The sequence below is a fragment of the Goodfellowiella coeruleoviolacea genome (assembly GCF_024171785.1).
Lineage (GTDB): Bacteria > Actinomycetota > Actinomycetes > Mycobacteriales > Pseudonocardiaceae > Goodfellowiella > Goodfellowiella coeruleoviolacea.
Genome location: NZ_JAMTCK010000001.1, coordinates 786601 through 798946, shown reverse-complemented (window position 1 = coordinate 798946; position 12346 = coordinate 786601). Strand labels below are relative to the sequence as shown.

Sequence of the window (12346 nt, the reverse complement as noted above, 5' to 3'; positions counted from 1 at the left end):
TCAGCCCAGCACGCGCGCGACCAGGTCGCGGGCCCACTCCGGATCACCGGGCCGCTCGGTGAAGGTCGCGCGGTAGTACAGCGGGCCGAGCAGGGCGTCCTCCACCAGGCTGACCTCGGGCGGGTCACCGCCTCGGGAGCGTTCCCGCTCGATCATCGCGGCCAGTTGGGCGCGCCGGTCCGCCACGCACACGTTGGCGCCGTGCTCGGGGCCGCTGGCGCCGACGGCGGCGCGCATGAGCGCGAGCACGTCCGGGTCGGCCAGGTCGGTGGCGACGTCGGCGGCCCACTGTTCGAGGTCGCCGCGCAGGCTGCCGGTGTCCGGCACGACGACCTCACCGCTGAACCGGTGGCCGGCGACGGAGGCGAGCAGTTCGCCGATCGAGCGCCACCGGCGGTAGATCGTGGTCGCGTGCACCCCGGCGCGGTCGGCCACCATCGGGATGGTCAACGACTCCACCGTGCACTCGGCCAACAGCTCCTGGACCGCCCGGTGCACGGCGGCGCGGATGCGTGCCGACCGCCCGCCGGGGCGGCTCTGGCCGACGCCCGCGGTTCTCGTCGTGTTGCTCACCGACACGCGCCCATTGTGGCACCGGCCCACCCCGACGCGCTAACGCAGTGATCGCTGCGCTTGTGCTAGCGTGGCGCTTAACGCACAGATCACTGCGAAAAGGAGGGCCAGTGTCCCTGGCAGCAGTCGTGCCTGGCCGAACGCGATCGGTCCGGGCGTTCGCCGCGGTCGCGGCGATCTCGGTGCTCTTCATGGCCGCGTCCAGCGCGCCGTCCCCGCTCTACGTCGTCTACCAGCAGCAGTGGGGTTTCTCCGCGACCGTGCTGACCGTGGTCTTCGCCATCTACGTGGTCGGGCTGCTCGGCTCGCTGCTGGTGGTCGGTGCGCTGTCCGACCACGTGGGCCGCCGCCCGGTGCTCGGCGCGGCCATCCTGCTGGAGTCGGTCTCGCTCGTGCTCTTCCTCACGGCGGGCGACGTCACGGTGCTCGGCGTGGCGCGGTTCCTCCAGGGAGTGGCCACGGGCGCGGCCATCACCGCCCTCGGCGCCACCCTGGTGGACCTGAACCCGCCGCACAAGCCCGGGCTGGCCGGCCTGGTCAACGGGATCACGCCGACCGTGGGCCTGGCGCTGGGCTCGCTGGGCTGCGGCGCGCTCGTCGAGTACGCGCCGGCGCCCACCCGCCTGGTCTACGTGGTGCTGCTCGCCGGCATGGTGCTGTCCGGTGTCGTGGTGCTCGCGCTGCGGGAGTCCTCGGCCCGCCGCCCCGGCGCGCTCGCCTCGCTGCGCCCCAGGGTCGGCATCCCGCCCCGGCTGCGCGCCCAGGTCATGGTCGTGGTGCCGGTGCTGTTGGCGTCCTGGGCGCTGGGCGGGCTGTACCTGTCCCTGGGCCCGTCGGTCGCGGCCGAGCTGTTCGGCCTGCACAGCCACCTGGTCGGCGGGATCGTGGTGAGCCTGCTGTGCGCGACCGGGGCGGTGGCCTCGTTCCTGGCCCGGCGCCGCCCGGCCGAGCGGCTGCTCGCGCCGGCCGCGCTGCTGCTCGCCGCCGGCACCCTGATCACCCTGGTGGCCGCCGCGGGCGGGATGGCCGTGCTGGCCGCGGCCGGCACGGTGGTCGCCGGCGTGGGGTTCGGCATGTCGGCGCTGGCCTGCTTCGGAACGTTCGCGCGGATCGCCGCGCCGCACGAGCGCGGTGAACTCCTCGCCGTCGCCTACGTGATCTCCTACCTGGCCTTCAGCGTGCCCGCGGTGGCGGCCGGACTGGCCAGCAACCTGGCCGGCCTGCGGGTCACGGTCGAGGTCTACGGCCTCGTGGTGGTCGTGCTGGCCGCCAGCGCCGCGCTGGCCAGGCAGGTGCTGGCCCGCCGAGAGGCGGCCCGCTCGCCGGAGTGCGTTGCCGTGCCCGAGTGAGCCGCTGATCCTGGCGCGGGCCAGTGCGGGGCCAGTGGCCGCGCCAGGTGGACCGCGGCCCCGGCCAGCCGCTCACGCCGACCGCTCCCGCGCTGGCCGGGCTGGGGGTGGTGGGCCACCGCCTGGACCGCCGTCCGCCGCGCGGTGCCGGCTTTGCACCGGCCTTGCTCGGTCGAGCAGCCCGGCCAGTGCGGTGAGGGCCGGACTGGTGCGGTCGGTGCGCCAGACGAGGCCGAGCTGGCTGGTGTTCTCCAGGCCGCGAACGGGGAGGAAGCGCAGGTCGCCGCGGGTGTGGTGGTCCGCGAGGGGGCGGCAGACGAGCATGGCGCCTCGGCCGGAGGCGGCCAGGGCGATGCCCTGCTGGATGGTGGTGATCCCGGTGGTCGAGCGGATCGGCGCGCCCGCGGGGGTGGCTGGCGGGGTGCGGGCGCTCATCCAGTAGCCCGGGGCGTCGCCGGAGCGGTGCAGCAGGTCGAGTTCCGCGAGGTCCTCCAGGTCGAGGGCCTCGCGGTCGGCGAGTGGGTGGTCGACGCCGAGGACGACCAGCTGGTCCTGGGGCGGGAACCGGAACCCGACGGTCAGCTCGGGCTCGTGCACGGGCAGTTCCGCGATCGCCGCGTCCACCTCACCCTCCAGCACGGCGGTGAAGGGCGAGCCGAGCGGGAGTTCGTGGGTGAGCACGGTGACGCCGCACTGGTCGCGCAGGGCGCGGAAGGTGGCGGTGATCTCCTCGTAGACCATGCCGGTGAACCCGACGCGCAGTTCTTCCAGGGCACCGAGCACGGCGCGTTCGCGGGCGCGGGCGAACGTGCGCACCAGCGCCCGGTAGGCGGGCCTGACGTCCTTGACGAACTGGGCCCCGACGCGGGTCAGCGACACCCTGCGACTGGTGCGCTCGACCAGCCGCGCCCCCACCCGGCGCTCCAGTGTCGCGACGAGCTGGCTGACCCGGGACTGCGAGCAGCCAAGGCGCTCGGCCGTGCGACCGAAGTGCAGTTCCTCGGCGAGGGTGAGCAGGCACTCGATCTGTTGGACGTGGGCCTGGTGCACGGTGGCGGACCCAGCAGGCATATCGATGAGCCTAGCTGATCGATCGATGCGCCGATCGGCGTTGTTCCGCCCGGGTGGACAGGGTGGACTGACGGGCATGGGTTCTGCTGTGCCGTTGTTGAAAGCCGTTGGTGCGGACCGGAGCGCACCGTCGCAGTGGGTCGCCGTCGGCGTGCTCACGCTGAGCACGTTCCTGGTGGTGACCTCGGAGATGCTGCCGGTCGGGCTGCTCACGCCGCTGGCCGACGGGCTGGGCATCTCCTCGGGCGCGGCGGGCGCCAGCCTGACGGTCACCGGACTGGTCTCGGCGGTGACCGCCCTGATCGTGCCCAGGCTGCTGGGCGACCTGGACCGCCGGGTCGTGCTCGCCGTGGCGATGGGGGTGCTCGCCGTCGGCAACGGCCTGACGGTGATCGCCGGTGGGTTCGGCACGCTCGTGGTAGCCCGGATCGTCCTCGGCGTCGGGATGGGCGCGGTCTGGGGCATGGCCTCGGCGGTGGCGACGCGGCTGGTCGCCCCGCGCGACACCGCACTGGCCGTCTCCTTCGCCGTCAGCGGGGTCGCCTCGGCCTCGGTGCTCGGCGTGCCGGCGGGCACCCTCGTCGGCAACGCCGTCGGCTGGCGGGCCGCCTTCGGTGCGTTGACCGCGCTCGCGCTGATCCTCGCCGCCGGGTTGCTACTCGCGCTGCCCAGGCTGCGCCGCCCGGCCGGCGCGACCGGCGACGCGGCGGTCGGGCAGCGGCGCTCGCTGGCGCGCCCGGCGGTCATCACCGGCCTGACCGTGGTGGTGCTGCTGGTCACCGCGCACTTCGCCGCCTACACCTACGTCCGCCCGGTGCTGGAGAGCCAGGCCGGCCTGTCGGCGAACGCGATCGCGCTGCTGTTGCTGCTCTACGGCGCGTTCGGGCTGGCCGGGAACTTCATCGCCGGTGCCGCCGCGGGTCGCCGCCCCCGGGTCACGGTCCTGCTCCTGGCGGCGGGGATCGCGGTCGCGGTCGCGGTGCTGGCGCTGTTCGGCGCGCGGGCGTTGGCCGCGGGCCTGGCGATCGCGCTGTGGGGGGTGGCCTACGGCGGGGTGTCCGTCGCGGCGCAGCTGTGGATGACCGCGGCCGCCCCGGACCGGGTCGAGCACATCACCGGTCTCTACGTCGGTGTGTTCACCGCCTCGATCGCGCTGGGTGCCTTCGCGGGTGGCCTGGCTGTCGAGGGCGCTGGTGTCGTGCCGCTGCTGTGGAGCACCGCGGGCCTCGCCGTCGCCGCGCTGCTCGCGGGCCTGGTCGGCCCCGCGCCGGCCCGGGCCCGCACCGCCACCACCGCCCGGGCGGAAGGCTTCTAAAACACGCCTCAGGGCTGGCGTCCCAGCAGCCCCAGCAGCCGGTCCTGGGCGGGCGCCTCAGCGGGAACCGGCACGCGCGGGCCGAAGATGCCGGCCGAGCGCCACGCCTCGACCTGCGGCTCGGTCCGGCTCAGCACGGCCGCGGCCAGGTCGGGGTCCAGGCGCTCGTCCGCACCGACCGCCCTGGCCAGGTCCCAGGCGTGCACGGTCAGGTCAGTGGTCATCTCCCAGCCGTACTGCTCGGCCGGCACCCGGCCGTAGCTCAGGTGCACCCGCCGCTCCAGCACCCCCGGTTCGGTCCAGGCCGCGCGCGCCGCCGCGGCGGCCCGGTCCCACGCGTCCACCGGGTCCGCGCCCAACTGGTCGCCCTCGTAGCGGTCGCCCACCTCGGCGGTGGTCTGCCCGGCCAGCAGCGCGGGCACCCACAGCTGCTCGTAGACCAGGTGCCCCACCAGGTCGCGCACGCTCCACTCGGTGCACGGGGTGGCCTGCTCCCACTGGTCGGGGCGGACCTGGCGGACCCGCGCGTCGAACTCGGCCAGTGCCCGCCCGTGTGCCTCAAGAAGATCCACCACCCCAGTCCACCACTGAACCGGGTGACTCGCCACCACCACTGGCAGGTCGTCCAGCGTTCGGCCCGGTCCACACCGGATGGTTGACCACGGCGGCCGAGCACCCGGTCGCCGCCCGGCGCTGGGCCGCCGGGGCGCGGGAAAGGCGGTGTGGGTGAACGGGGTGAACGGCGACGCCACGGGTACCGGGCCGGCCACGCCGGAGTCGGCGGTCCCGGCGCAGCCCAGGGGACTGTCCACATTGTTCTTCACCGAGATGTGGGAACGCTTCTCCTACTACGGGATGCGGGCGATCCTCGCGTACTACCTCTACTACCCGCCCGGCGAGGGCGGCCTGGGGGTGCCGCAAGGGGAGGCGCTGTCCCTGGTGGCCGTGTACGGCTCGGCCGTCTACATGTCCGGCGTGGCCGGTGGTTGGCTGGCCGACCGGGTGCTCGGCGGCCAGCGCGCGGTGCTCTGCGGCGGGGTGCTGATCATGTTCGGCCACATCAGCCTCGCGCTGCCGATCGGGCTCGCCGGTGTCTACCTCGGACTGGTCCTGCTCGTGCTGGGCACCGGACTGCTCAAGCCGAACGTCTCCGCGGTGCTCGGCACCCTCTACCACGAGCACGACACCCGCCGCGACGCCGGATTCTCCATCTTCTACATGGGCATCAACCTCGGCGCGCTGTTCGCCCCGCTGGTGTGCGGCTACCTCGGCCAGGAGGTGAACTGGCACCTCGGTTTCGGCGCCGCCGCCGTGGGCATGGCACTGGGCCTGGTGCAGTACGTGGCCGGCCGGCGGCGCCTCGGCGGCGCGGCCACTGTGCCGCCCAACCCGCTGCCGGCGGAGCACCGGGGCCGGGTGGTGGGCCGGGCCGGCCTGGTCGTCGCCGCCGCGGTGGTGCTGCTGCTCGGCCTGTGGCTGCTCGGCTGGCTGACCGCGGCCCGGGTGGTGGACCTGATCAGCGCGCTGTCCGTGGTGCTGCCGGTGATCTACTTCGTGGTGATGTCGCGCAGCCGCCAGACCACGGCGGTGGAGCGCCAGCGGCTGCACGCCTACATCCCGCTGTTCGCCGCGGCGGTGCTGTTCTGGATGCTGTTCGAACAGCAGGCCACCGTGCTCGCCGCCTACGCCGACACCCGGGTCCGGCTGGAGCTGTTCGGCTTCGCGTTCCCGGCGTCGTGGTTCCAGTCGGTCAACCCGGTGGCCATCCTGGTGCTGGCCCCGCTGTTCGCCACCCTGTGGCTGCGGCTGGGCGAGCGCCAGCCCCGCACGCCGCGCAAGTTCGCCGGTGGTCTGGTGGGCATCGGTCTGTCCTATGTGGTCGCCATGGCCGCCAGCCGGGCGGGCGGACCCGAGGACCCGGTCAGTCCACTGTGGCTGGTCGCGGTGTTCGCGGTGATGACCTGCGGGGAACTCCTGCTCTCGCCGGTGGGGCTGTCGGTCACCACCAAGCTGGCGCCCAAGGCCTTCGCCGCGCAGACCATGGGGCTGTTCTTCCTGTCCAACGCGGCCGGGCTGGGCATCGGCGCGCAGGTGGTCAAGTTCTACACCGACCAGACCGCGGTGGCCTACTTCAGCGTGCTCGGCGTGCTCGCGATCGGCGCTGGCGTGCTGCTGGCGGTGTCCGCGCCGCTGATCACCCGCTCCATGCACGGGGTGACCTGAGTGCGGCGGCCCCGGCCGCCGTCACCCGTCAGGGGCACAACCGTCAGGGGCACGTGGCGTGGTGGCCCCGGTGGCCAGCGGCTACCGTCGGGGCAACCCCGGTCAGCTTCCCCATTTGGTCTTCTCCGCCCAGACACGCCGGGCCGCCACCCGACCAGCAGCGAGCCCGGCACCCCGAGGGGAAACACCCGCCGTGGATCCCATGGCGGCTGAGGAAAGGCGAGCCGATGTGGTGGACCCTACCCAAGAAGACCGGTCGGACCGGTGCCCCGGTGGTGGCCCCGGCCCCGGACTCGGTGGCCGGCGTCGTCGTGCGCGCGGCACAGGAGGAACTGGACCCGAGCCGCATCACCAAGTACGTGACCCCGCTGGTGGTTCCCGCCGTCATGCCGACCGACCCGGGTTATCCGGACAGTGAGATCGACTACTACACGATCGGCGCCAGACAGTTCCAGCAGCAGGTCCTTCCCCGCGGCCTGCCCAGGACCACGGTGTGGTGCTACGGCGCGGAAGGACAGTCGAACACGTTCAGCTACCCGGGCCGCACCATCGAGGCGCGGGTGGACCGGCCGATCCAGGTGACCTGGGTCAACGGACTGGTGGACCGGCGCGGGAACTTCCTGCCCCACCTGCTGCCGGTGGACCAGACCCTGCACTGGGCCAACCCGCCCGGCGGTGAGCAGGGCCGGGACAGCCGGCCGCAGTTCACCACCAAGCCCGGCCCCTACACCGGCCCGGTGCCCCTGGTCACGCACCTGCACGGCGCGCGCGCCGGCGAGGAGTCGGACGGCCACGCCGAGGCGTGGTACCTGCCGGACGCGCACGACATCCCGGACGGCTACGCCCGGGTCGGGTCCTACTACGAGGAGTTCGCCGAGCAGTACGCCGACGAGTTCGGGGTGCGCTGGACACCGGGCACGGCGTCGTTCTTCTACGACAACGACCAGCCGGCGAGCACCCTGTGGTACCACGACCACGCGCTGGGCATGACGCGGGTGAACATCTACGCCGGCCTGGCCGGGTTCTACCTGCTGCGCGGTGGCGCCCACGACCTCGCCGACGCGCTGCCCGGATCGGCGCCCGGCGAGGGCGGGCAGGGCCGGTCCTACGAGATCCCGCTGCTCATCCAGGACCGGACGTTCAACGTGGACGGTTCGCTGCGGTACCCGACCGGACCGAGCCCGCACACCGAGGGCGAACACTCCACTGTGGAGCCAGCCACGTCCGGAACCGGCACCCGCGAGGTGATCAGCACCTCGCTGTGGATTCCGCACTACTTCGGCCGGGTCATGGTGGTGAACGGCAACACCTGGCCCAACCTGGACGTGGAGCCGCGCCGGTACCGGTTCCGCCTGCTCAACGGGTGCAACAGCCGAACCCTGATCCTGAAGCTGGCGGACAACCCGCTGGCCACGCGTCCGGCCAACCCCGCGCTGCCGCTGTGGCAGATCGGCGGTGACGGCGGTTTCCTGCCGACGCCGGTGAAGCTGCGCCAACTGCTGCTGGGACCGGCCGAACGGGCCGATGTGGTCGTGGACTTCACCGGGCTGGCCCCGGGAACCAACCTGTACCTGATCAACGAGGGCCCGGACACGGTGTTCCGCGGTGGCCTGCCGGGCAAGGACTTCCCGCCCGCCGACCCCAACGTGAGCGGCCAGGTGCTGCGCTTCCACGTGGTGGACCTGGTCAGCGAGGACACCAGCGTGCCCCCGGACAAGCTGGGCCACCTGCCCACCCCGCCGCGCCCCGGCGAGGCGACCGTGGTGCGCCGGCTGTCGCTGAGCGAGACCAGGCTGCCGGACGGCTCCAAGGTGCCGGTGCTGGGCGGTGTGGGCCAGGCCGGCGAGCCGGTGCCGATGCACTGGCACCACCCGGTCAGCGAGAACCCCCGGGTGGGCGACACCGAGATCTGGGAGCTGCACAACTACACCGACCACGCCCACCCGATCCACCTGCACCAGGTGAGTTTCGAGGTGCTGGGCCGCAAGCCGTTCTTCGACGAGGGCGACCACACCCGTCCGCCGGAGGTCTGGGAGACCGGCCCCAAGGACACCGTGATCGCCTACACCCAGGAGATCACCAGGATCAAGGCCACCTTCGACCGGCCCGGCCTGTTCACCTGGCACTGCCACCTGCTCGAACACGAGGACAACGAGATGATGCGGCCCTACCAGGTGGTCGGCCAGGACGAGGAGCCGGAGTACCCGGAGGACCCGGACCACCCCGAGGACCCCGACTACCCGGCGGATCCCGACTACCCCGAGGACCCCGACGAGACCGAGCCCCCCGAGGACGGCGGGCCCGCCGACGACGGCGACTACGGCGACGTCAGCGGTGACATCGAGGACATCGGCGACATCGACATCGACGACGGCGACCACGCCGACGACATCGGCGACATCAGCGACATCGGCGACACCACCGACGTCGGGGAGTGGGTCGACGACGTGGCCGACGTGCCCGGCGTGGCGGACGCGGATGGCGCCGATGACACCGGTGACACGGTGGGTGAGCAGGGTGCGCAGGGTGCGCGGGCCGTGCGGCGCTAGCGCGGTGCCACAGGCATGACCAGCGGCCCTCGGACGTTGCGGGACGGCCGGTTGCGCACCGGGCCGGCCGCCCGCAGCCCGGGCAGCCGCTGGAACAGGGCGCGCAGCGCGAGCGCGCCCTCCAGCCGGGCCAGCCCCGCGCCGAGGCAGTAGTGCGCGCCCGAGGAGAACGCCAGGTGCTCGCGGGCGTTGGCCCGGTCGGGCTGGAACCGGTTCGGCTCGGCGAACACCTCGGGGTCCCGGTTGGCCGCGGCGAGCAGAACCACCAGCGGCGTGGCCGCCGGCAGCGGCACACCGCCCAGTTCGACCGGTTCCCGGGTGACCCGGATGGTGTAGTGGATCGGCGGCTGGTAGCGCAGCACCTCCTCGGCCAGGTCCTCGGCACTGTCCGGATCGGACACGAAGTCCCGCCGCGCCCGCTCGTCGGCGAGCAGCAGCCGGACCGCGTTGCCGATCAGGTTCACCGTGGTCTCGAAGCCGGCCAGCAGCAGCAGTTGCACGGTGGCGAACAGGTCCTTCCTGGCCAGGGCCGGACGATCCGGTGTGGCCGCCACCAGCAGGCTCACCACGTCATCGCCGGGGTGGCGGCCGCGGTGGGCCACCAACTCGGCGCAGAACTCCGCCAGCTGCGTCAGCACCGCGCGCATCCGGCGCAGCTGCGCGGGGGAGCGCACCCCGTCCAGCGCGGCGGCGACCACACCGCCCCAGCGCAGGAAGTCCTCGCGCTCGGACTCGGGCACGCCCAGCAGCGCGGCGATCACCCCGATCGGCACCCGCGCGGCGAACTCGCCGATCAGGTCGAACCGGGGTGACTCCGCCACCCGGTCCAGGTGCCCGGCGACCACCGACTCGATCATCGGGAGGTGGCCGCGCAGGGCGCGCGGGCCGAACAGCGGCGCGACCAGCCGGCGCAGCCGGCCGTGCTCGGGCGGGTTCAGCGCCAGGAACGAGTCCTCGATCGGGTGGACGAACGCGTGCGCCCCGTCGTGGCGCAGCCCCAGGTCCGTCGGGTACAGGTCGCTGACCGGCATGGTGCCGAACCGGGTGTGGTCGCGCAGGACCTCGACGCACAGCCGGTGCGCGGCGGTCAGGCGCAGGCCCAACCGGCTGGTGACCACCGGGCCCAGCGCCCGGATCCGTTCGTAGTCCGGGTAGGGGTCCTCGTCCGGGTGCAGCGACAGCACCCTGGCGCCGGCGTCGCCCAGTCTGGCGTGGGTCCACACGGTGGCCCTGGTGAGCAGCAGGGCCAGGTCCGTGCGCAGGTCGTGGGCCAGGGACATGTGCCACCTCGCGGGTTCGACACGGTGCTCCCGTCCCCCGTCACGGTGGCCCGGCCCGGGCACCGGAACAAGCGGCCGATCGGCGGCACTTGACGCGCCAGTAGGTTCTGATAAGAATTACGCAAACTAAGAAAATCAGTATCTGAGGAGAGTGTGTCATGGCGGATCCCGTCCGCTCAGGCGATGTCGACATCCGACTGTCCGACCAGGACCGGGAGCAGGCCGTGGCACTGCTCAACCAGGCGGTCGCCGACGGCCGGATCAGCTGGACCGAGCACGGCGAGCGCGTGCGGTCGACCTACCAGGCCCTGACCAGGGCAGAACTCGCCGTCCACCTCGCCGACCTCGGCGGTGTGCAGCCGGCCGTGCCGCCGCAGCGGGTGCGCGCGCTGGCCAGCAAGATCCACAGCACCCCGGACCGGCCCCGGCCGATCGAAGCCGGCGCGACCTTCGGCGCGGTCGTGCTCGACCTGTCCAGCCTGCCGCCCGGCGAGCACCGGGTGGTGGCGAACTCGTTCTGCGGCAAGATCGTCATCCTGGTCGACGAGGACGCCGTGGTGGTCGACGAGGGCAGCGCCGTGCTGGGCAAGCGGGTGGTGCCCGGCCCGCCCGAGGAACCGAACGGCGTGGTGGTCCGGCTGACCGGGCGCAGCACCCTGGGCAAGGTCACGGTGTTCCGGGAGGGCTCCAGCTACTGGCACTGGAGCCACTGAGCGGGTCGGCGCCCGGGCCGACCGACGCCGGCCAGACCGACCAGACCCAGCCCAGCAGCGCCGCGGCCAGTTGGGTGGCGGCCACCAGGGCGATCACCGCGGTCGGACCGATCACCGGGGCCAGCGCGCCGCCCAGGGCCGCGCCCAGCGCGAACGTGCCCAGCTTCAGGCTGGCCCCGGTGGTGGACACCTGGGCCAGCAGGGCCGCCGGCGTGTAGCGCTGTCTGGCCGCGATGACCGAGGGCAGGGTGGGGCCCTGGGCCAGTCCGGCCAGCACCGCCAGCAGCACCAGGGCCGGCAGCCCGGTGCCGACCGGCCAGGTGAACAGCGCCAGGCCATGCAGGGCCACGCCCGCGAACACCACCCGCTCCGGCCGCCACCGATCCAGGTGCCGGGCCAGGCTGAGCGTGCTGACCAGGCAGCCCACCTCGATGGCGGCCCACAGGAAACCGGCGCTGGCCCGGTCCGCGCCCAACTGCTCCACCCGCAGCGGCAGGGCCACGCTCAGCAGGCCGACCGAGCCCAGGCTCAGCATGGTGGCCAGGGTGGCGCCGCGCAGCGGAGGCACCCGCACCAGGTGCGCCAGGCCGGCGCGGACCGCGGTGAACAGGGGTGGGACCGGCCCGTCGGGCGGTGCCGGACGGGGCAGCCGGAGCGTCACCGTGGCCAGCGCGCCCAGCGCCGCGGCCACGCTGATCACGGCCACGGCGGTGCCCGGTCCGGCCGCCGCGGCCACACCACCGGCCACGGCCGGGCCGAGCAGCGCGGCGGTGTTGAACGTGACCGCGTCAGCGGCCTGCGCCCTGGCCATCAGCGGGCGCGGCACCAGCGCGGGCAGCAGACTGGAGAAGCCGCCGCTGGTCAACGGCAGCGTGATGCCGGTCAGCAGGGCCAGCCCGCACAGCACCGGCACGCCGGCGCGCCCGGCCGCCAGCACCAGGCCCAGCATGGCGGCGGCCAGCAGCACCTGGTTGCCGGCCAGCGCCAGCCGGGGGTGGCGGGCGCGGTCCAGCCAGGCGCCCAGCACCGGGCCGGACAGCATCGACGGCAGCGTGTAGGACATCACGGTGAGCCCGGCCGCGACCGTGCTGCCGGTGCGGTCGATGACCAGCAGCACCACGGCCACCCCGACCATCTCGTCGGCCAACCGGGCCAGGCCGGCGGCGGCCAGGTACCTGACAACCCCGGGGGAGCGCAGCAGCGCCGGCGCCGTGATCACACCCATGGTCCGCCCACCTTCCCGCCACACACCGGCCCCACGCATGATCGTCCG

Annotated in this window: 10 protein-coding genes; 5 read left to right on the top strand and 5 right to left on the bottom strand. The window is 73.6% G+C overall.

Features of this window, described 5'->3' with window-relative positions:
• Complete coding sequence (locus tag LX83_RS03325) at positions 1-579, bottom strand: TetR/AcrR family transcriptional regulator (protein WP_253766780.1); 579 nt, start codon at positions 577-579, stop codon at positions 1-3.
• A 104-nt stretch (positions 580-683) separates the two neighbouring features.
• Between LX83_RS03325 and LX83_RS03320 the strand changes: the two genes are divergently transcribed.
• Positions 684-1922: an MFS transporter gene (locus tag LX83_RS03320; protein WP_253766778.1), complete on the top strand. Its 1239-nt coding sequence runs from the start codon at positions 684-686 to the stop codon at positions 1920-1922.
• A gap of 72 nt (positions 1923-1994) precedes the next feature.
• On the opposite strand, the gene LX83_RS03315 is transcribed toward LX83_RS03320, so the two are convergent.
• Positions 1995-2993: a LysR family transcriptional regulator gene (locus tag LX83_RS03315; protein ID WP_253766776.1), complete on the bottom strand. Its 999-nt coding sequence runs from the start codon at positions 2991-2993 to the stop codon at positions 1995-1997.
• Positions 2994-3069: 76 nt separating this feature from the next.
• Between LX83_RS03315 and LX83_RS03310 the strand changes: the two genes are divergently transcribed.
• Entirely contained in the window at positions 3070-4308 is a 1239-nt protein-coding gene (locus LX83_RS03310; RefSeq protein WP_253766774.1) for an MFS transporter, read from the top strand.
• A gap of 8 nt (positions 4309-4316) precedes the next feature.
• On the opposite strand, the gene LX83_RS03305 is transcribed toward LX83_RS03310, so the two are convergent.
• On the bottom strand, positions 4317-4883 hold the full coding sequence (locus LX83_RS03305) for a TIGR03086 family metal-binding protein (protein ID WP_308203900.1): 567 nt from the start codon (positions 4881-4883) through the stop codon (positions 4317-4319).
• 151 nt (positions 4884-5034) lie between these two features.
• On the opposite strand from LX83_RS03305, the gene LX83_RS03300 reads away from it, so the two are divergent.
• Positions 5035-6531, top strand: coding sequence for a peptide MFS transporter (locus LX83_RS03300; protein ID WP_253766772.1), 1497 nt, complete (start codon positions 5035-5037; stop codon positions 6529-6531).
• 227 nt (positions 6532-6758) lie between these two features.
• Positions 6759-9080: a multicopper oxidase family protein gene (locus LX83_RS03295; RefSeq protein ID WP_253766770.1), complete on the top strand. Its 2322-nt coding sequence runs from the start codon at positions 6759-6761 to the stop codon at positions 9078-9080.
• Here the strand turns inward: LX83_RS03295 and LX83_RS03290 are convergent.
• Entirely contained in the window at positions 9077-10360 is a 1284-nt protein-coding gene (locus LX83_RS03290; protein ID WP_253766768.1) for a cytochrome P450, read from the bottom strand. The genes LX83_RS03295 and LX83_RS03290 overlap by 4 nt on opposite strands.
• A 158-nt stretch (positions 10361-10518) precedes the next feature.
• Here LX83_RS03290 and LX83_RS03285 point away from each other — a divergent pair, with 158 nt between their 5' ends.
• Positions 10519-11073 (top strand): DUF1707 SHOCT-like domain-containing protein, encoded by a 555-nt coding sequence (locus tag LX83_RS03285; RefSeq protein WP_253766766.1) that lies wholly within the window; start codon positions 10519-10521, stop codon positions 11071-11073.
• Here LX83_RS03285 and LX83_RS03280 read toward each other — a convergent pair.
• A complete protein-coding gene (locus LX83_RS03280) occupies positions 11027-12298 on the bottom strand; it encodes an MFS transporter (RefSeq protein ID WP_253766764.1) in 1272 nt (423 codons plus the stop codon). The genes LX83_RS03285 and LX83_RS03280 overlap by 47 nt on opposite strands.
• Positions 12299-12346 lie beyond the last annotated feature (48 nt).